We start from the raw sequence: 19655 nt of genomic DNA, 5'->3' as shown, positions 1-19655 counted from the left end.
AAAGATATAAATCTGCTGCGCTTTGAGGAATCAAAAAGTCTGCTATACAGTTATAATGCCAGTAAAATCTATTGCTAAACTTAGTTAATTGAGCAATAAATTGCTGATAAATATTCAATCTCTAGCCGGATTGTATAAATAAAATCAGTAATTAAATATTTACTTATTAATAGGGATTATTCCAGCAAAACTATGCAGATTCTTTACAGAAAATGCATTTTTAAATATTACAGATGAAATAGAAAACTTTCGTATTTCCTATAGGATTAACTAGGTATTTGTACTATAGCAATACATAGGCAACACCTTGCTTTCATAATTGAATTGATGTTAAATGCTTGTTAAAGGAATATGTATTTTTCCTTACTAAGCTTTATATCAAATTTAGTTTACCTATGTAATATATTCCATCAGAAATTACACTGAAGGCTACAGCAAAATAAGCTTTAGTTTTCTTGAAAAATTCAGGAAGCGCCCAGATATATATTTTTAGTGTTAACTTTACAGGAGTTACATGCAGAGAGTCCATTCTCTTTACTCTACTGTTACCTTTGCGTTTTTTAATCTGGCTTTAACTGTCTCAAGCGTCCATTCCATTGAGCTAAGTTGGAGCTAAATTGCTTCTGTAGGTAAGGATATTCTAGGGTAATTCACGGTAATATTAATATAGAAAACCGCGAAGAGGCGGACAAATTATTTGTCACTAAAATGGCGAAACTCCGTTAAATGCGGGGTTTTTTGATTAAAGCCAGCAGTCGGATTTGAACCGACGACCTTCCGATTACAAGTCGGATGCACTACCACTGTGCTATGCTGGCAAGTTGTGTAACGCTCTTTAAGCACTCACCGATTTTTGATTATAGCATAGATAAGCGATTTGTCCAGCATGAAGAACAAAAAAAGTTTTTGGGTTTTGGTCTAGTGATTTAAGTTATTGATTTAGCAATATCGCTGATTATGGCGATCGCACATCGTCGGATAAACACAATCAAATCTCATGAACGCTACAAAAAAGCTGCGAGTTTGGGCGTTGAAAATGTTGAGAAATTAAGATTGTAAGCAAAAGCTAAGTGAAAATCCTGGGCTGGACACCAAAATATCTGGTAAAGTTTTAAAGCGGTAATTTTTCACAGGGCTGGCTAAAGGCATATAAAAACATCACTAGGTTCTTTACAGATTCGGAAGCATGGTAGCGTTGAACGGACGAGATTTATTAAGTCTGGCGGACCTCAGTTCTACAGAACTTCAAGAACTTCTGCAATTAGCAACTCAACTCAAATCACAACAGCTAAAGTTGCGATGTAATAAAGTATTGGGATTGTTGTTCTCCAAAGCTTCAACTCGCACGCGAGTAAGTTTTACTGTAGCGATGTACCAATTGGGTGGACAGGTAATCGATCTAAATCCAAATGTCACCCAAGTGAGTCGTGGGGAACCTGTGCAAGATACTGCACGGGTGTTGGATCGATATTTGGATGTTTTGGCAATTCGGACTTTTGCACAGCAAGAGTTAGAAACTTTTGCTAGCTATGCCAAGATTCCTGTAATTAATGCGCTGACTGATGCGGAACATCCTTGTCAGGTATTAGCCGATTTAATGACGATTCAAGAATGCTTTGGTAACCTCAGCGGGTTAACTTTGACCTACGTGGGTGATGGGAATAATGTCGCTAACTCTTTAATGTTGGGCTGTGCTTTGGCAGGAATGAATGTCAGAATTGCTACCCCAAAAGGATATGAACCCGATAATGAAATTGTAGAACAAGCACGAGCGATCGCCAATAATAAAACGGAAGTTCTTATTACCCACGACCCAGAAATTGCAGCTAAGGGCGCTGCTGTTCTTTACACTGATGTCTGGGCAAGTATGGGGCAAGAAGCAGAAGCAGACGATCGCTTCCCAATTTTCCAACATTATCAAATTTCAGACCAGCTATTAAGCTTTGCTGACCGTGAGGCGATAGTTTTACACTGCTTACCAGCTCATCGTGGCGAAGAAATTACTGAAGCCGTAATTGAAGGGCCTCAATCAAGAGTTTGGGACCAGGCAGAAAATCGAATGCACGCGCAAAAGGCTTTGCTTGCTAGTATTTTAGGGGCAGAGTAATTACTTAAAACTTCAAAGGCAAAAGATTAAAGATTTATCTTGCTTTTGCCTGTTATAGCGCTTTTAAATTTGATCTAACATTTCATAAAATTTGGGAAATACAGATAAAAACAGATAAATGTGTATTTCATACCCATAAGAACAGCTATATATTTTTACTTTCACCTTGCTTATATGGGATTTTATGTAGTACTAATGTTCTAGGGACATTTGTAATTACTTCCCGACAAAATTATGGAACGTTTAACCGAAGCTCAACAAGAACTTTATGAATGGCTGGCGGAATATATCCGAACGCATCAGCATTCGCCTTCAATTCGGCAAATGATGCAAGCGATGAATCTGAAATCACCAGCACCAATTCAAAGTCGATTAGAACATTTACGCACTAAAGGATATATTGAATGGACTGAAGGGAAAGCACGAACAATTAGGGTTTTGCGTCCAGTAGCCACAGGTGTACCAATTTTGGGTACTATTGCTGCTGGCGGGTTAATAGAACCTTTTACCGATGCTATAGATCATTTAGACGCTTCCAATTTCTCGTTACCTCCCCAAACCTACGCTTTGCGAGTAGCTGGCGATAGCATGATTGAAGATTTAATTGCTGATGGCGATTTGGTATTTCTGCGTCCGGTTGCAGAACCAAATCATCTCAAAAATGGCACTATCGTCGCCGCCAGAGTAGATGGACATGGTACTACATTAAAGCGCTTTTATCGCAGTGGCGATCGCGTTACTCTCAAACCGGCAAATGCTAAGTATCAACCTATTGAAGTTCCTGCTATCCATGTACAAGTGCAAGGTTCTTTAATCGCTGTTTGGCGTGATTATAACTAGAGACTGGAAGGAGGACAAGAGGGACAAGGAGAGAAGTTGCGTGCGGGGGTTCCCCCCGTTGAGCAAGCTTCGGAGGGACAAGGAGGACAAAGGAGAAGAAATGCTTGACCCTTGACCAATCACAAATGACAAATGACAAATGACTCTTGACTAGGGTTCATCACCACCTTCGTTATTAACATTTTATGTACCTGACGCTAAATCGAGTACAGGAACTGCCCGCTTTCCGCTTACGATTACCATTGTTAAGGGAAAGTCAGGGCAGTTATCAAACTCAGCAACCATTACCAGGATGTCCAAGAATGCCACAATCTCTGCAATTGCGGCAATACCAGCGACAAGCTATCACTAGCTGGTTTGCTAACAACGGCAGAGGTACGCTGAAAATGGCTACTGGTAGTGGTAAGACAATCACAGCATTGGCGATCGCTTGTGAATTATACCAGCAGATTAACTTACAAGTCTTGGTGGTGGTGTGTCCCTATCGTCATCTTGTCACCCAATGGGCGAGAGAATGCGAAAAATTTAACTTACAGCCGATTTTAGCTTTCGAGAATGTACGCAATTGGCAAAGTCAACTTTCTACCCAAATCTATAATCTGCGTTCAGGTTCTCAAAGATTTGTCACGGTAATTACCACCAACTCCACATTAATTGGAGATGGCTTTCAGTCCCAACTGAAATATTTGCCTGACAGAACTTTGATTATTGGTGATGAAGCCCATAACTTAGGCGCACCAAAGTTAGAAGAAAGTTTACCACGCCGCGTCGGGTTGCGGTTGGCTTTGTCTGCCACACCGGAAAGGTACTTTGATGATGATGGCACCCAATCTTTGTTTGATTATTTTGGCCCAGTTCTCCAGCCAGAATTTACGTTGAGGGATGCGATCGCTGGTGGTGCTTTGGTACATTATTTGTATTATCCGGTTTTGGTGGAATTAACAGAAGCCGAAAGCATTGCCTATTTGAAATTAACTCGCAGAATTGGGCGATCGCTATTATATCGGGAAAGAGAAAATGGCGAAGCGGGAGACTTTGAAAATCACGAAGATTTAAAACCGTTATTGATGCAACGCGCCAGATTAATTGGTGCGGCGGAAAACAAATTAACTGCTTTGCGGGAATTAATGGCAACTCGCAAAGATACCACTCACACCCTTTTCTATTGCAGCGACGGTTCTCAAGAAGTTGGACAACGTTCATCTCTGCGTCAACTCAAAGCCGTTGCTAAAATTTTGGGCGTTGAATTGGGGTATAAAGTTAGTACCTACACTGCCCAAACTTCTTTACACGAAAGAGAAGTTTTACGCCGTCAATTTGAAAGCGCTGAATTGCAAGGTTTGGTGGCAATTCGTTGTTTAGATGAAGGTGTTGATATCCCAGCAATTCAAACTGCGGTAATTTTATCAAGTTCTGGTAATCCTCGTCAGTTTATCCAACGGCGAGGGCGCGTTTTACGTCCTCATCCTGGAAAAGAACGCGCCACGATTTTCGACATGATTGTTTTACCGCCAGATTTAGAAAGGGAAACTATAGAAGTTGAGCGCAATTTATTAAAAAAAGAATTGCGACGCTTTGTGGAGTTTGCCGATTTGGCGGATAATGCTGGCGAAGCGAGGATGAAGTTACTCGATTTACAAAAGCGATATGGATTGTTAGATATATGAACCGCCGATGAACGCCGATAAACTATCTGTGTTTATCTGTGTTCATCTATGGTTCGTATTTTTACAAAAAGTATAATGGTTAGCGACAAATATATAGGATAATAATATTAGGTCATTAATATAATGGGATGTTAGCAAAATTTTTCAAGGCGCTACTAATCTATTATATTAGATACTTACAGTATACCAGCATATAACCTCACAATAAAGCCTTTTCTATCAAAAAAACTTGAGAAATTAAAGATAATACGAACAGTGGCTTGACGGATGCGATCGCAGTAGTAGATACAGGTAAAATAAAAAGAAAAAGTAGCTACAATCCGAAATGTCACCAAACGAAAATATTGATGATGTGCAGGAGCCAATTACCAGCGCCCCACCGGAAGTGCGGCAGATTATTGAACGGGTATGGAAGCTGGAAAAAGGCAGACTAGATAAGAGAATTAACAGTCACATTAACGATGAAATTTTGGTGATTGTTAAGGAAGAGGTGCGATGAAGCTAACTTCAATTAAGCTGTGCAATTTTCGCTCCTTTTATGGTACGACACCAGAGATGGTACTTTCCGGGGGAGATGTTCTCAACACGACGATTATTCATGGCAATAATGGATCGGGAAAAACTAGTTTACTCAATGCTTTTACCTGGGTATTATATGAGAAATTTAGTGCAGCATTTGCATCGGTAGAGCAGCTAGTTAATAAAAGAGCGATCGCCGAAGCGAAAAACAAACAAGCTGTAGAATGTTGGGTAGAAATTGGCTGGGAACATGAAGGTAAACGCTACCGCGTCAAACGCGCCAGTCGTGTTTACAAAAACGAGAGTGATTTTGAAGCTGGGAAAACTCAGTTAACTATGTGGGTAGGCGGCGATGATGGTAAATGGTATTTCCCACCTCAGCAACCAGAAGATATCATCAATCAAATTTTACCTGCGAGTTTGCATCAATATTTTTTCTTTGACGGTGAACGGATTGAAGAAATAGTCCGTTCTGATAAAAAGGCAGAAATTGCCGAAGCTACCAAGATTTTCTTGGGTGTGGAGGTAATTAACCGTTCGATCAAACATTTGGGAGAAGCGAAAAAAAGTTTAGAAAATGACTTAAAAGCGATTGGCGATTCCGAAATCAAACAGCTTTTGCGACAGCAAGAAAAAATAGAACGAGAGATTGAAAGCATTACCAAGCGCCAAACAGAAATTCAACAAGAGTTAGAATATCAGCAAACTTTAAAGAAAGAGACGAGTAACCGCTTACGCGAACTGAGTGCGGCGAAGGAATTACAGGAACGTTGTCAAAATTTAGAATCGCAGAAGGAAACGTATAAGGAAGAGTATAAAAAGAATCGAGAAGCCTTAAAAAAAATTATTTCTGCACGGGGTTACACAGTTTTACTTTCTGAAACTACAGCCCAATTTCGGGAGATCATGCATGATTTGAAGCAGCGTGGTGAATTAACTTCAGGTATTTCGCGGGAGTTTGTAAATGAGTTGCTCAATTCTCAACGTTGTATTTGTGGTACAGATTTAAATGCAGGTAGTCATTCCCATAACAATGTGACTATCTGGTTAGATAAAGCAGGTTCTTCGGCTGTAGAAGAAACGGCAATTCGTATGAGTGCCCAAGTTGATGAAATTGATAAGCAAGCAACAGCATTTTGGGCAGAAGTTGATAGAGAACAAGAGAGAATTAATCAATTACGGCAAAATATATCGCAAATTGAAAGCGAATTAGATAACATTCAAGAACGATTGCGGAAAGATGCCAACGAAGAGATTAGCAGCTTGCAGAAACGCTTAGACGAAATTGAAAATAAAATTGATGAATTAAATAGAGAACAAGGTGCTAACCAACAGCAAATTGCTCACTTCACAACAGAAATTGAAGCTGTAATTAAACAGATTGCTAAGCAAAAATTAAATGAAGAACGGCAAGCATTAGCACAACGTCGGATTAATGCTGCCCAAGATGCAATTGAACGATTAACCGAAGTAAGAAACCGTCAAGAAAAACAATTTCGCTTGCAACTGGAAAAACGGGTACAGGAGATATTTTCAGAAATTTCCTTTACTCCTTATATTCCCAAAATTAGTGATAAATATGAACTGACACTGGTAGAAAATACAGCAGGAGTAGAAGCGCCAGTTGCAGCTTCCACTGGAGAAAATCAAATTCTCAGCTTATCCTTTATCGCCAGCATTATTGATAGAGTGCGGGAATGGAGTGAAAAACGGAAAATGTTGATGTTACCAGAAAGCAGCACTTTTCCAATCGTTATGGATTCGCCTTTTGGTAGTCTAGATGAAATCTCCCGGCGACATATTGCGCAGACAATCCCCAAGTTAGCAAATCAGTTAATTGTGTTGTTGACAAAGACACAGTGGCGGGGTGAAGTTGAAGAGGAAATGGCAGACAGAATTGGGAGAGAATATGTGCTGACTTACTTTTCTTCAAAGCCAGATTGCGAACAAGATTATATTGAATTGGGTGGGCAAAGATATCCTTTGGTAAGGCAAAGTCCCAATGAATTTGAGTATACAGAGGTTGTTGAGGTGAAACGAGATTGGTGATTAAGAGAAACGAACCGCGTTCGGCGTTCGCGTAGCGTCCCGTAGGGAAGCCGTTGCCGTAGGCTAGGGCGCGAAGGACACGAAGGGAAGAGGTAGAAGAGAGAATATACAAATGTTTATCGGCGTACATTAGCGGTTAATTTCATCTATACTTCTCTGTGTTGTCTGCGCCTCTGTGGTAGCCTGTGGCAAGCCGCTTTGCGTCTACATTACTCTTGTATGCTTTAATAGCCCTAGTTTATACTTAACGCTATTAATGCTCCTCAAATTAATACTCGCCTCCCTTTCCACCCTATCAAGCCCCATCACCCTCGCCTTTTCTGATACTCAAAAATATTGGGCAAAAGATTGTGTTCAACAACTAGGAGAACGGAAATTAATTACAGGCTACCCCGATGGTAGTTTTCGCCCAGAAGCAACAGTAACACGCGCGGAAGCCGCAGTATTAATGTTGAATGCTTTCCCAAATGCACCAATCAAGCGCAGTGTTACTTCATTTAAAGATGTACCTGCTAATTATTGGGCAAACAAAGCAATTGCTACTGCATATCAAAAAGGATTTTTCTCTGGTTATCCGGGGGGAGTTTTTCAACCTAACCAGCCAATTCCCCGCGCCCAAATTATTGGTGTTATCGCTGGGGCGAAAAATTATAGTTCTCTATCTAACCCAACGCAGACATTACAACAGTATTTTGATGATGCAGCACAAATTTTTAACTATGCCCAAAGTGCGATCGCATCGGCAACTATCAACAGTATTGTTGTTAACTATCCCCAAGTCAAACAACTAAAACCCCAGCAAAGGGCCACCAGAGGCGAAGTAGCCGCCTTGATGTGTCGGGCGTTAAACATCTACACAGTACCACCACAATATATAGCTGGCGTGGAAGTACATCCGCAAGAAGTCCGCCCTTTACCGGGAAAACTTGATACTATCCCCACCTTTAACAGCAATAGTCCTGAACTAGTAACTACTGAAGGAATTTTACTGTCAACCTTCCCCCCTGATGGCAAACAAGTTAAGGAAGCACACCTCAATTATCCCTTTCAAGGTAGGTTTGATTTATTTGCCCATCATATCGTTAGGGCGGAAACATCAGCCCAAAGCCGCACTGTTTACCAAGGAATCATTGTCCACAATCCGGGAAATGAATCTGTGACACTGCAAGTATTGCACGCAGCGAGTTACCTTTCTCAGGAAGCACCGTTTATTGCTTTACCTGATATGGTGGACAATTCCCAAAGCACAGTTTACTCTGGGCCTGGTAGCCGGACAATGAATGATGTACTGCGGGGAAATAGGCAAGGGAATTTTCCAGATAAATTGGTGATTGAACCAGGAAAAACCCAAATATTAGCTAATTTACCCATTCCTGTACAAGCTCCCTCTTCTAATGGTCGCACAACGATGATGCGATTATTGAGCGATCGCCCAGTTTATATGGCAAACTTAGCAAAAAATAGCGCTATCCCTCCTACACTAGCCGAGTGGCAAAAGCTTTTAGATACAGGCAGTTTAGCAGGAAAACGCGATCCCATCCCTACCCCTCTCGACCCTCCTAGAGAACCTACGGTGTTTAGTCGGGTTGCTGGTGTCTCTCAAGGGACGCAATGGCAAGCAAATCTGACGGATAATCCAAATGTATCAGAGTTGACGATACCACAACCAGGGAAAGCTTTTGCTTATCCTTTAGGTACTGTACATTTAATTACTCTTAGCACCGGGCAAATTCAGAGTGCGCCGATGTTGAAACGCTATCCTGATACGGCGTATTTTGCTCACAGTAACTACGGTGTAGAGTACAATTTGACTTTGCCGCTACAAAATTCCAGCAATCAAAGTCGGATAGTCACAGTATCAATGCATACTCCATTGAAGGATGAAGGGGGAACAGATAGGCTACTGTTTTTAAAGCCACGGGTAGAACAGATATTTTTTCGCGGTACGGTGAGGGTGCGCTATACCGATGATAATGGTGTGGAGAAGACGCACTATGTGCATTTGGTACAACGTCGGGGACAAATGGGTGAACCGTTAGCGACGTTGAAGATGTCAGGAGGGGAAAAGCGACAAGTACAGGTAGACTTTTTGTATCCTCCAGATTCTACGCCGCCGCAAGTGGTGACGGTGAGGACACAAGGGTAAAGTCTCACGCAGAGGCGTGGAGGTTTTTAGTTACAGTTGAGAAAAGTGGCTTTTGAGAAGGGATGAGGTTATGGTTGCGAGTCCAGACAGCAAGTATATGTCTCCCCAGGAATATTTGCAATGGGAAGCACGTCAAGAAATTAAATATGAATATATTGATGGTGAAGTTTTTGCCATGACTGGGGGTACTCTTCCCCATAATGATATTGCTTTAAACTTGGCTTCAGCGTTAAAAAGCCATCTACGGGGGAGTGGGTGTCGTGTGAATATGGCAGATGGGAAAGTCGGTATCACTGAGAATGGGCCTTTTCATTATCCCGATGTTGTGGTGAGTTGCGATGAACGGGATCAACAAGCTATTCAATTTCTTCAGTATCCTTGTTTAATTGTCGAAGTTCTTTCCCCAAGTACGGAAGCTTATGACAGGGGTGCAAAATTTACGCGGTATCGTCGCATTGAAACTTTGCAAGAATACGTCCTCATTGATGCTGAAAAAATTGGTTTAGATTGTTTTCGATTAAATGATAGAGGACTTTGGGAGTTACACCCTTATGAAGCAGGCGATGAAGTGCATTTAACTAGTGTTGATTTCCACTTTCCGATATCTTTGCTGTATGAGAACGTGCAATTTCCTATGTAAGATTTTCCGAACCGCAGAGGGAAGAAAGGGCGATCGCTTGGATGTAGGGATGAAGTAGTGTGATCGCTCTTTTACTGAGTATAAAATTATATGGCTATGGGGCGATCGCTCTAGCTTTCGGTTACAATAGCCACAAATTTGTTATTTAAGTCATGGCTGCAAACAGAATCAGGGTTGCTAAAGATAAGGCTGAGTTGGTGAAATCTCTCGTAGCATCAAAGGAGACAACAGGGCCTTTTCAGACTTATGTAGAAGTAATGATCTTTGCGGCTGCATTGGGAGCAAAGCATAAAAAGCGAGTCCCTTTGGAAGTTATTTCTAAAGATTTATCTCCATTACGACAAGAATATTTTACTAGTAGTTTTGCTGTGTTAATTAATTTATTGTCTATCACTGAGACAGAAGACATTAAAATTCTTGGTGAAGATGATATGGCTGATGAGCAACGCATCCATATTTTTGAAGAGTATGCTAATGGTGGACTAGAAATTATACAAAATGAATTACATGGAGCAGTAGATTATTCTGAGCGACTGCTATTACTTCTTACTTCTGAAAGATTTGAGCAAGAAAATGAAGAAGAGGAATTTAATTTAAGCAAATTCCTCTCATAAGTTCACTAATTTTTAAGTCGGTAACAGGTTTATTTTTAATTCATAATTTTTCATTCAATATCTAGATCCTCATCATCGGACGTTTGCTTTGCTAATAACTGATGATATGCTTCTGGTAAGCCAACAGCGAGTACAGCAGAAAACCTCTCACGAACTAATTTTTCTTTTTTCTGAATACTCATCTTTTCATGGTCTCTTCCATAAAAAGCAGCTGTATCAAAACCTTTGTATAATGTTTTGTGGGCATCTGTACAACCTGGCCATTGAGCTTTATTAGTATCTGCACCAAAAAAATTTAATAGTTTACGCTTTGATATAATTAAAGAACTATTTGCAATATCAATTTCTGTTTTACGATAACCAAAGTACCACAAGCATAATAATGAAAATATCCTATCTTCTACTGCTTTTGCGACTTTTATTTTATCATTACCAGGGTTGATAGCTACAAATGTCCACAATCGAAAAGCATATCCTGGTAACTCAGTATCTACTCTGAGAATCCCCTTATCATATAACCTATCTAAGAAGTTTAATACATCATTTATATCTCCTAAGTTTTTATCTTCTCCCTTATAGTTGAATTCAACCATTTTCCCCAGGCGTACTATTGCTTTCTGAAATATAGTTTTGAAAGCCCATTGATTCTCTTTCATGCTAGCAATAGCATTTTGGTGTGTCAGTATTTCTCGACTATGCCAATCACTATCCCTGGCAATTTCTTGTTCACGGATAATACCTTTATGTTTACTAGTTTGCGCTTGGAATTTACCAAAAGTTCCTTCAATTAAATTATGTTCACGAGCATACTGGAGAAGATTACGATATGGTTTGAATTCAAGTAGTAGCTTTAATAGCCAAGGACGAAAGTTATCTTTAAAACCTTCTATTGCAGAACCAAGGTAATTTTCTGGTATTCGCGCAAATGGTGTTACAGGTTCTCCATCTTCATCACAATAATCTTCTACATAATATTCTTCAAGAGAACGCCCTTCCCACTGAACTTTTTCATCATTAATTCCAAGAGCAGAGTCAATACTGTTGATAAAATCTAATACTTGTTTCTTTTCCATTGGATCACGTGGCAGTTTCAGATCTAATGCTGCCGACACCAACAAATCTAAATGGACTAAAGAGTTTAAATAATAAGAACTATCAAATCGATTGGAATCATCTTGCCATCTCACTAAAGAAAGAGGAAGTTTATGTTTAGTATCTTCACCTGTACTTTCAGTTAATAAAGTTCTTACACATTGTGCGCTAATACTTTTATCATCAAGAATAAGCTCTCTAGCTTTATCTACAGTTTTGGCATTTTTATTTAAGTCTGTAAATAATTCACGAGCAATACCACGAATTGAATAGTCAGCTTCACTTTGAACATTCTGGAAACCAGCACTGTTATGAAGTAAAAGGAATAATATTGGTATTTTTGTTTGTTGTTCTAGTGTACGAAGAGTACCGCCACGAAATTTTTGATCCTCTCGAAAAGTACGCAATGCCCAAAGGCGATGTTGCCCGTCAACGGCTACGGCTAAAACTCTATCTTCGTCCCAGCGAAGTCGTGCAGAGATACCAGCAGAAACAAATTGAACACCTCCAAAGTTTGCAACTTCAGATTGAATGTGTTTCCATTGTTCATCATCTGGATCTGTCCCATCCCAAGGAATAGGAGGAGCTATATTTAAATTGTCATCAAAAGTATCTTGAATCTTGCCATCAGATCCTTTTGGCATTAATACAATAGTAATTGCATTAAAAAATTTCAATTTTTTAGGATCTAAAAGGTAGCCTTTAACAATATCATCTTCTACTCTTTTTTCATCAATTTCTCGTTGAAATAGTTCTTTTAGAGACCATTTTGTATCTAAAGAAGCTGGAATTTGTTCTGCTATCTTTAGCTCATCAATGGCTCGGTTAATTTCAACTAACGATAAAAAATAAGGAAGTGCGATACCTTCTGATAATGTGTAAACGCCAGTTAAACCATACAGAGGTTTATTGAATCTTGTTTTTCCTTCATTATTTGAGAATATCAACATCTTTTGTTAACCGTATCTAAGAGTAAATGAGGGCAGAAATAGTCTAGACAATATATCTTCTACTAATTGATCTGAAGCAAGTTCAGAGTTTTCATATTCTTCATCAAATTGGTTATCTAACTCGTTTTCTTCATTGATATCATCGTTAACAAAGCTTAAATTACTATATGACGTGTAAATTGTTAAAAGTCTACATCGATTAATTTTATGTCCAGCCGCACTTAACCGTTCACGTAAAACGCTACCTTCACTAAGATGCTTACGAATTCGAGAATATAAATTGTTCGCTTTTCCTATATAAAGTGGTTGTTGAAATATAAGTGAGTTGCTTAGAAGTGTAAAAAGCAGTTCCCGAAAAGAAGAATCAGTTGCTAACTCTTTAAGTAAAAGCTCTTTAGAAAAATAAGTCTCTGGTTGTAGTTTTATTCTGTGTACTGGCGGAAGTCGTGTTTCTCTTGCAGCAGAATGATCCTTATAAAGTTCTTTAAGAATAGAGTTAACAAAGATGTCAGGATTGTTTATGGCATCAGGATGAATTTCAAAGCGGCGATACCAGGCATACACACCACCAATATTGTTCGGAATGCGACTTAGAATAGATATATCCCCTCGGATCTGGGTTAAATCGTACAACACAACATTTTCACTGATCTGATGCACAGCATTGTTGCCGTGTAACCATGCCACAGACAAGACTCCCTTTATACATTAAAGTATCAGGTTAGCATAAGAATTTTATAGATGGGAGAAAATGGAAATATTTATAATTAGAGAATAGGTGGAAGCCCCACTTCTTTTAGTTCAGCCAACTCACCATCAAAACCAATTGTTTTATTTTCTACAGTCCTAGCATTAGCCAAAGCCTTACGCAGTTCAGCACGTTCCATTGAATCTTGAATTCCACCTAGAATGTAAATTAATAACTTTGTAGCTAATTCCTTCCCTGAAACCTGCACTCGCTTTTTATTTGGGTCATATAAAACCCCATACCAAAGAGACTGGGGATATTCCATACCAGTAAAACCGCCTTGCTGGTCAAACTTGCGTAATTTTTTAAAAATACTGGTTAGAGACAAACCTTTTCTAAAAACTAAAAATCCTAAAGCTTGTGCTAAAGCCACTTGCGCTACAGGACGGAAAAGCATATTTCCTTCACCGCCGCCTTTTTCAAAGCTAAAGCGTCGTAAAATCGGTGTATCTTCATGTTCCAAAATCTTATAACTAGGTAAGCTTGCCAAATTATCAAAAAGTTTGCTGAATTCTGCAATTCCCTGTTCAATTTCCTCATCTTCTGGACGCATGGGAATTAAACCTTTTTCAAACGGTTTCCACTGGGGAAATTTTTGACCTAAATATCTCTCAGACATATCTTGCAACGCTTGCAAAGTTGTCAAAACCGTAGAATTTGCTGCTACTGTTGCACTATTCCAATTAACGCGGGGGTTACGATTTGGTTTTTGTTCTAAAAGCGGGTGCGTAACTGCAATTTTCCGCGCCACAATTGCAAAACCATCATCTTCATTGAGTTGGGCTAACTGGCCTTTAGTTAAGGGTGCAGCCATCAAGTTAACATGAACAAAAACAGACCTAACTCTCCGCCTTGCTTCAGTGCGAGTTTCCCCAGCATTCACTGCACAAATAAATTCAATACCAATTTTTTCCTTAGGTAGGCTTTGTAAATAATTAGGATCTACTTGATATTGTTCGATTAAATCTGACACTGTGATAAAACTATCATCAGCAGTTTTATCCTTTTTATATCGCTGGAGTTTGCCAGTTTTAATTAACTCTATTAAACCCTGCACTCCCATCAGTCGATGTTGACCATCTAAGGCATAAATCGTTACGTTCTCCTCAGAAACATTCAGTAAGCCGACCTTACCATCTTTATCCAGAGGTGTAAAATTAGTAGTAGAGTTTCTGGCACGTCCTTCGCTATCCCATTCAGCAGCTTTATGTTTATCTACCCAAGGTTGATTAATTACCACTAACACTGGGGGAAACTTATGGTTTTTTCTAGCTGCTAAATACTGAACTAGTGGTGCTTGGCGTGACCAGTCCAAGGGACGCTGTTGAATTTCATCAATACTATCTGCGTCAATTTCGATGTTATCAGTCTCAGGATTATACTTCTTTTGCAGTAAGGGTAAACCTGAAGCAAAGTGAACCCGACCCGCAAACCATTCTAAAGTTACAGACCCCACATAAGCCTCTGTACTCCCCATTTCAGTTTTTTGAACGAAAATTTGGTCTTTTTTCTCTAAAAATTTCTCTAAAAGTAACGCTATTACTTCTTTTTCCTTATTTTCTCTGTCTAGGTACTCTCTGGCAATATCGGCAGTAGGATCAGATGCAGTGTCTCTCATGTTAATTTTTAAAAACTTAGTTATGTAGTGTAGCTATATTGTCCAAAAAGTTAGATACTAGTTGAGCAGTTTTTAAAAACTTTTTGGCAGCCCGTTCATTCGATTCGTGTAGATAGAAAAAATGAGGTAAAGCCCAGATAGCCAAAGGTAGGGAGCAATGACTGAAGCACAACAATCAGAAAATAAAGGTCAGCAGACACGTACTGTAGCAGAGTTAGTGGAAGAGATCCAAGCTCTAACTACTGAAATTCAAGAATTGTATTGTTTAGATGCAATACCTTGGATTATAGGCGTATCTTGGGGAAAAGATTCTAGTGCAGTTTTACAGCTTGTTTGGAATGCGATCGCGGCTCTCCCTCCAGATAAAAGAACTAAAACTATCCATGTTATTACAACGGATACTAAGGTAGAGAATCCTGTTGTTTCTGCTTGGGTTCGTCAATCGATGAAGCAATTGAAATCTGCTGCAAAAGAACAAGGAATGCCTATTGAGCCACATCTACTACAACCAGTAATTGAAGATACATTTTGGGTAAATCTTATTGGTAAAGGCTATCCAGCACCTCGTAACCAGTTCCGTTGGTGTACACCACGTTTGAAAATTAATCCTGCCAATCAGTTTATCCGTCAAATAGTTAGAGCTAACGGCGAAACAATTCTTGTCTTGGGCACTCGTAAAGCAGAAAGTGCTAAACGTGCTGCCACTATGAAAAAGCATCAAGCAGGTAGAGTACGGGATCGACTTAGCCCTAATGCTAGTCTGCCTAATTCTTTAATCTATACTCCTATTGAGGATTGGAGTAACAATGAAGTTTGGATTTATCTAAATCAGTGCAACAATCCTTGGGGAAACAGTAATAAAGACTTATTCAGTCTCTATCGAGGTGCAACAGCAGACAACGAATGTCCCTTAGTTATTGATACCTCAACTCCCAGCTGTGGCGATTCTCGTTTTGGTTGTTGGGTTTGCACACTGGTAAGTCAGGATAAATCAATGGAGGCAATGATCCAGAATGATGAAGAAAAACAATGGATGCAGCCTCTATTAGAGCTTCGCAATCAATTAGATGTCCAAGATGATAGAGATAAAAGAGACTTCCGAAGAATTTGGGGAGATGTGCAACTGTTTGAACGCAATAAGAATGGAAAAACTTCTGTTGAACCAATACCAGGACCATATACTAAATATTGGCGAGAGTCGTGGTTAAAAGAATTACTAAAAGCACAAACAAAAATTCGTCAAACAGCGCCAGCAAATATGCGCGATATTACCCTTATCTCTCTTGAAGAACTGAGTGAAATTCGCCGCATTTGGCTGGAAGAAAAACATGAATTTGATGATAGTTTACCCCGCATTTATCAAGAAGTGACTGGCGAAGAATTCACAGATCCGCGTCCTGGCGCTGACCTTAGCCTATTAGGTAGTGATGAATGGGCTGTGTTAGAAGAAATCTGTGCAGATGATGGGATGCACTTGGAATTGATGGCGAAACTTTTGGACACAGAACGCCAATTTCGCAAAATGTCGCGCCGTGTGGGAATTTATGACACTTTAGAGAAATGCTTTGCTACCAGTTCTCGTTCTAAAGATGAAGCAGTGAAAAATGCTCATTTAAAACGAGATTTGAAAACAGCTGTTGAACAAGGTGATATTGAAAAGGTCAAGCAGCTAACTTTAGCAGATTTTACCGCCCCAGATACACCAGTTGACACCAGCAATATTACACAAGCTGATGTTGAAACAAAGACATGGGCAAGCATGAAATTTAAAAATCAACAGACAAAGCCATAAAGGATTTTCAATTGGAAACATCTCAATTGTAGGGGCACGGCACCGATAAGTTGTCTATCTTACCCTAAGTCTGTGGATGCCGTGCCCCTACTGATGATTCTCATCTTCGTCAGCATCCCCCAAGTAAAGCCTGATAAACTCCTCTGCTGCGGCTGGATTAATTTTCTTTAAGGCATCCCGAATTTCCAGCACTGCATCAGCTACGGGGTCCATTATCTGATTCACCCAGCGATGAACATTTGAACGACCAGTTCCCATTGTCACTGCTAACTTGTTTTGGCTGATACCGTAGATTTCTAACACTTGTTTAAGAGCTTTACCTGCTTTTCCCATGCCTTCGATTGTGTCAAAGGCTTATGACCAAGTAAATGTGCCGTATAAGCGACAAAAGATGTAAGATACTTATGTCCCGTATAAGGGACGTAACGTTTTATTTTAGGAAAACATCTTAATCCCAATGACTAGAAACTTTTTGGTAGATACATTGCCGACACCTAAACCCATTGTGTCATCTGATAATTCTCAAGAAACAACACCAGGAAGAGAGCCTGTAAAAGTAGTAATTTTTGGAACTAAATCAGGTGTCAACAACACAATTATTACTCTTTACAAACTAGGTTTTGCCCAAGTCAACGAATGGAGTCCTTTATTGCCCAGTTCTAACCCTGGTGAAGTCATGAGTATATTAACAAGGCATATTGTGACGACCTGATTAGATTTCAAGTAATGAAAAATATGGTAGGGTGGGCAATGCCCACCCTACAAAAAAGAAATTATATTGGGCGATTTCTATTCGCGGAAAATATTATTTCATCTTCGCTAAAATTACAATGATATTTCTTGAACTCGTTCTACAAAACTTTGGCCCTTACGCGGGAAGACAGGTAATCAATCTTGATCCTAGAAGTGCAGAAAATCCCCGCCCAATTATTTTATTAGGTGGGATGAATGGTGGTGGAAAAACTACTCTCATGGATTCTATACGGTTGGCGTTATATGGACAACGCGCCCAATGCTCTACTCGTGGTAATCTCAGCTACGCAGATTTTTTAACTCAATGCGTTAATAGTAAGGCTAACCCTACTGAAAAAACTAGGATTGAATTACTGTTTGAACATATTGAAGACGATAAGCCAATAAAATATCGCATTGTCAGAACTTGGGAGAAAAACCCTAAAGACGGTAAAGATGCACTAGGAATTTTAGGTGATGATGATACCTGGCCTGTTGATTCTCTGGTGAATATTTGGGACGACTATATAGAAAATCTTCTGCCTTTAGGTATTTCTAACTTATTCTTATTTGACGGGGAACAAGTTAAAGAACTTGCAGAGCAGGAAACACCACCGCAAATTGTGATTGAAGCCATTCGCGGGCTTTTAGGTTTAGAGTTGGCAGATAGATTAGCTGTAGATTTAGAAATTTTAGTCAACCGTAAACGTAAAGAAATTGCTGATACTAAAGATTTAGCTGATTTAGAAGAAATTGAACAAAGGTTAATAGAACAGCAAGAAGATTATCAAGTTATAGAAGCAAAGTTGGCAATTTGCAGAAATCAAATTGAAGAATTAGAAATTGTACAGCGAGAAGCTTTAGATAAATTTGTGTCTGAAGGTGGCAAAATCGCCGCCGAACGCAATCAGTTAGAACAACAACAAAAAGAAAAAAATACCGCCGCCGAGAATATTAGGCAGTCGATGTGTGAATTAGCTGCTGATGTTTTACCATTGGCGTTAATTACCAATTTAGTGAGCCAGGTACAAGCACAGGGAGCAAAGGAATTTCGCTATCACCAAATACAGTTAGCTAGAGACGTTTTACTTGAGCGAGATAAACGGTTACTTCAATGGCTCAGTGAGTTAAAAATTACTTCAGAGCAGGTTGATAAGATTCAATCTTTTTTAGCTGATGATGCTGATAATTTATATACAGGTTACTCTCAAGCAGAAGTTCCTTGGTTATTAGCAGATGAAGAAAGCTTAAGCCAATTAGATAATGTCAGATATCATCTACAGAATGCTAAAGCTTCTGCAAAACAACAAGTATCTAATCTCAAGAATATAGAAGAGGAACTCATTGTTTTAGCTAGACAAATGCAGACAGCAGCCGAACCGGAAGCTTATCAAAAACTGCGTAATGCTGTGGAAGAAGCACAAAATCAAGTTGCTCTAGCTAAGGCTAATTATGAAACAACTCGCCGCATCTTAGCTGAATTAACAGATAGTATCGAACAAACCAAGAAAGAATTAAAAGAATATACTGATAAAAATATTGATACCAAAAATAGGGAACATATTATTACTTCAGCCGCTAAAGTTCAAGAAACGCTGAAAGTTTTTCGAGAAAAACTAACTCTGAGAAAACTTAATAAATTAGAAGAAGAGGTAAAAAATTGTTTCCTTTATCTACTACATAAATCTGATTTAGTCTATCGCATCGCTATTGATACCAAAACCTTTGCCTTATCTCTTTTCGATTTTGATGGTAAACCTGTCCCGAAACATCGCCTGTCAGCAGGGGAAAAACAACTACTTGCGATCGCATTTCTTTGGGGTCTAGCCAAAGTCTCTGGACTCCGCCTACCAGTAGCAATCGACACCCCCCTTGGCAGGCTTGACTCCTCTCACCGCCAAAACTTAGTAGAAAAGTACTTTCCTTCCGCCAGCCATCAAGTAATATTACTATCTACTGATACAGAAATCGGTAAAAAAGAAGTTGAAACACTGAGAGAAAATGAAGCGATCGCCCACGAATACCTGCTCAAATACAACTCCACCACCCGCCAAACAACCATACAACCAGGATATTTTTGGTAGTAACCCAAGTTGCCAGTTACAAAATCAGACTGGTGAACTGGTGTCAAAAAGGCAATA

15 protein-coding genes and 1 tRNA gene are annotated in these 19655 nt (G+C 39.5%); 11 read left to right on the top strand and 5 right to left on the bottom strand.

Annotated elements, in window-relative coordinates:
• Positions 1-746 precede the first annotated feature (746 nt).
• Positions 747-818: transfer RNA gene (locus BV372_RS29755), tRNA-Thr, on the bottom strand.
• A 368-nt stretch (positions 819-1186) separates the two neighbouring features.
• Between BV372_RS29755 and argF the strand changes: the two genes are divergently transcribed.
• The 8 genes from argF (at position 1187) to BV372_RS29720 (ending at position 10582) form a co-directional block, all read left to right on the top strand.
• Positions 1187-2107, top strand: coding sequence for an ornithine carbamoyltransferase (gene argF, locus BV372_RS29750; protein ID WP_086690333.1), 921 nt, complete (start codon positions 1187-1189; stop codon positions 2105-2107).
• 234 nt (positions 2108-2341) lie between these two features.
• Positions 2342-2947 carry a transcriptional repressor LexA gene (gene lexA / locus BV372_RS29745; protein WP_086690331.1) on the top strand — a complete coding sequence of 202 codons (606 nt, stop codon included), beginning with the start codon at positions 2342-2344 and terminating at the stop codon, positions 2945-2947.
• Between the two features lie 185 nt (positions 2948-3132).
• On the top strand, positions 3133-4614 hold the full coding sequence (locus BV372_RS29740; RefSeq protein ID WP_086690329.1) for a DNA phosphorothioation system restriction enzyme: 1482 nt from the start codon (positions 3133-3135) through the stop codon (positions 4612-4614).
• A 325-nt stretch (positions 4615-4939) separates the two neighbouring features.
• Positions 4940-5113 (top strand): hypothetical protein, encoded by a 174-nt coding sequence (locus BV372_RS36755; protein ID WP_179198275.1) that lies wholly within the window; start codon positions 4940-4942, stop codon positions 5111-5113.
• Positions 5110-7182: an AAA family ATPase gene (locus tag BV372_RS29735; protein ID WP_086690327.1), complete on the top strand. Its 2073-nt coding sequence runs from the start codon at positions 5110-5112 to the stop codon at positions 7180-7182. The genes BV372_RS36755 and BV372_RS29735 overlap by 4 nt, the downstream gene beginning before the upstream one ends.
• 256 nt (positions 7183-7438) lie before the next feature.
• Positions 7439-9328: a DUF3370 family protein gene (locus tag BV372_RS29730; protein WP_086690325.1), complete on the top strand. Its 1890-nt coding sequence runs from the start codon at positions 7439-7441 to the stop codon at positions 9326-9328.
• Between the two features lie 70 nt (positions 9329-9398).
• Positions 9399-9968 carry a Uma2 family endonuclease gene (locus BV372_RS29725; RefSeq protein WP_086690323.1) on the top strand — a complete coding sequence of 190 codons (570 nt, stop codon included), beginning with the start codon at positions 9399-9401 and terminating at the stop codon, positions 9966-9968.
• A gap of 152 nt (positions 9969-10120) precedes the next feature.
• On the top strand, positions 10121-10582 hold the full coding sequence (locus BV372_RS29720) for a DNA phosphorothioation-associated protein 4 (RefSeq protein ID WP_086690321.1): 462 nt from the start codon (positions 10121-10123) through the stop codon (positions 10580-10582).
• 50 nt (positions 10583-10632) lie between these two features.
• Here the strand turns inward: BV372_RS29720 and BV372_RS29715 are convergent, their stop codons facing one another.
• From BV372_RS29715 to BV372_RS29705, 3 genes are all read right to left on the bottom strand, one after another.
• A complete protein-coding gene (locus tag BV372_RS29715; protein WP_086690319.1) occupies positions 10633-12624 on the bottom strand; it encodes a DNA sulfur modification protein DndB in 1992 nt (663 codons plus the stop codon).
• Between the two features lie 6 nt (positions 12625-12630).
• The gene (locus BV372_RS29710) at positions 12631-13311 is read right to left on the bottom strand and encodes a hypothetical protein (RefSeq protein ID WP_086690318.1); all 681 of its coding nucleotides are present in this window, start codon (positions 13309-13311) and stop codon (positions 12631-12633) included.
• Between the two features lie 80 nt (positions 13312-13391).
• Entirely contained in the window at positions 13392-14990 is a 1599-nt protein-coding gene (locus BV372_RS29705) for a DGQHR domain-containing protein (protein ID WP_086690316.1), read from the bottom strand.
• A gap of 157 nt (positions 14991-15147) precedes the next feature.
• On the opposite strand from BV372_RS29705, the gene dndC reads away from it, so the two are divergent.
• Positions 15148-16782, top strand: a complete 1635-nt coding sequence (dndC, locus tag BV372_RS29700; RefSeq protein WP_086690315.1) for a DNA phosphorothioation system sulfurtransferase DndC — start codon at positions 15148-15150, stop codon at positions 16780-16782.
• Positions 16783-16869: 87 nt separating this feature from the next.
• Here the strand turns inward: dndC and BV372_RS29695 are convergent, their stop codons facing one another.
• The gene (locus tag BV372_RS29695; RefSeq protein WP_086690313.1) at positions 16870-17115 is read right to left on the bottom strand and encodes a helix-turn-helix transcriptional regulator; all 246 of its coding nucleotides are present in this window, start codon (positions 17113-17115) and stop codon (positions 16870-16872) included.
• 124 nt (positions 17116-17239) lie between these two features.
• On the opposite strand from BV372_RS29695, the gene BV372_RS29690 reads away from it, so the two are divergent.
• Both BV372_RS29690 and dndD read left to right on the top strand, forming a co-directional pair.
• Entirely contained in the window at positions 17240-17494 is a 255-nt protein-coding gene (locus BV372_RS29690; RefSeq protein WP_086690311.1) for a hypothetical protein, read from the top strand.
• 118 nt (positions 17495-17612) lie between these two features.
• Positions 17613-19598: a DNA sulfur modification protein DndD gene (gene dndD, locus BV372_RS29685; RefSeq protein WP_086690348.1), complete on the top strand. Its 1986-nt coding sequence runs from the start codon at positions 17613-17615 to the stop codon at positions 19596-19598.
• Positions 19599-19655: the final 57 nt, after the last annotated feature.

The sequence above is a fragment of the Nostoc sp. T09 genome (genome assembly GCF_002154695.1).
Taxonomy (GTDB): domain Bacteria; phylum Cyanobacteriota; class Cyanobacteriia; order Cyanobacteriales; family Nostocaceae; genus Aulosira.
The sequence above is the reverse complement of the archived record's forward strand: the minus strand, read 5'-3'. Positions and strand labels throughout refer to the sequence as shown.

Excerpts from the sequence above, each read along its gene's own strand:
- argF (WP_086690333.1), top strand. The coding sequence starts at position 1,187 with ATGGTAGCGTTGAACGGACGAGATTTATTAAGTCTGGCGGACCTCAGT.
- lexA (WP_086690331.1), top strand. The coding sequence starts at position 2,342 with ATGGAACGTTTAACCGAAGCTCAACAAGAACTTTATGAATGGCTGGCG.
- BV372_RS29740 (WP_086690329.1), top strand. The coding sequence starts at position 3,133 with ATGTACCTGACGCTAAATCGAGTACAGGAACTGCCCGCTTTCCGCTTA.
- BV372_RS36755 (WP_179198275.1), top strand. The coding sequence starts at position 4,940 with ATGTCACCAAACGAAAATATTGATGATGTGCAGGAGCCAATTACCAGC.
- BV372_RS29735 (WP_086690327.1), top strand. The coding sequence starts at position 5,110 with ATGAAGCTAACTTCAATTAAGCTGTGCAATTTTCGCTCCTTTTATGGT.
- BV372_RS29730 (WP_086690325.1), top strand. The coding sequence starts at position 7,439 with ATGCTCCTCAAATTAATACTCGCCTCCCTTTCCACCCTATCAAGCCCC.
- BV372_RS29725 (WP_086690323.1), top strand. The coding sequence starts at position 9,399 with ATGGTTGCGAGTCCAGACAGCAAGTATATGTCTCCCCAGGAATATTTG.
- BV372_RS29720 (WP_086690321.1), top strand. The coding sequence starts at position 10,121 with ATGGCTGCAAACAGAATCAGGGTTGCTAAAGATAAGGCTGAGTTGGTG.
- BV372_RS29715 (WP_086690319.1), bottom strand. The coding sequence starts at position 12,624 with ATGTTGATATTCTCAAATAATGAAGGAAAAACAAGATTCAATAAACCT.
- BV372_RS29705 (WP_086690316.1), bottom strand. The coding sequence starts at position 14,990 with ATGAGAGACACTGCATCTGATCCTACTGCCGATATTGCCAGAGAGTAC.
- dndC (WP_086690315.1), top strand. The coding sequence starts at position 15,148 with ATGACTGAAGCACAACAATCAGAAAATAAAGGTCAGCAGACACGTACT.
- BV372_RS29695 (WP_086690313.1), bottom strand. The coding sequence starts at position 17,115 with ATGGGAAAAGCAGGTAAAGCTCTTAAACAAGTGTTAGAAATCTACGGT.
- BV372_RS29690 (WP_086690311.1), top strand. The coding sequence starts at position 17,240 with ATGACTAGAAACTTTTTGGTAGATACATTGCCGACACCTAAACCCATT.
- dndD (WP_086690348.1), top strand. The coding sequence starts at position 17,613 with ATGATATTTCTTGAACTCGTTCTACAAAACTTTGGCCCTTACGCGGGA.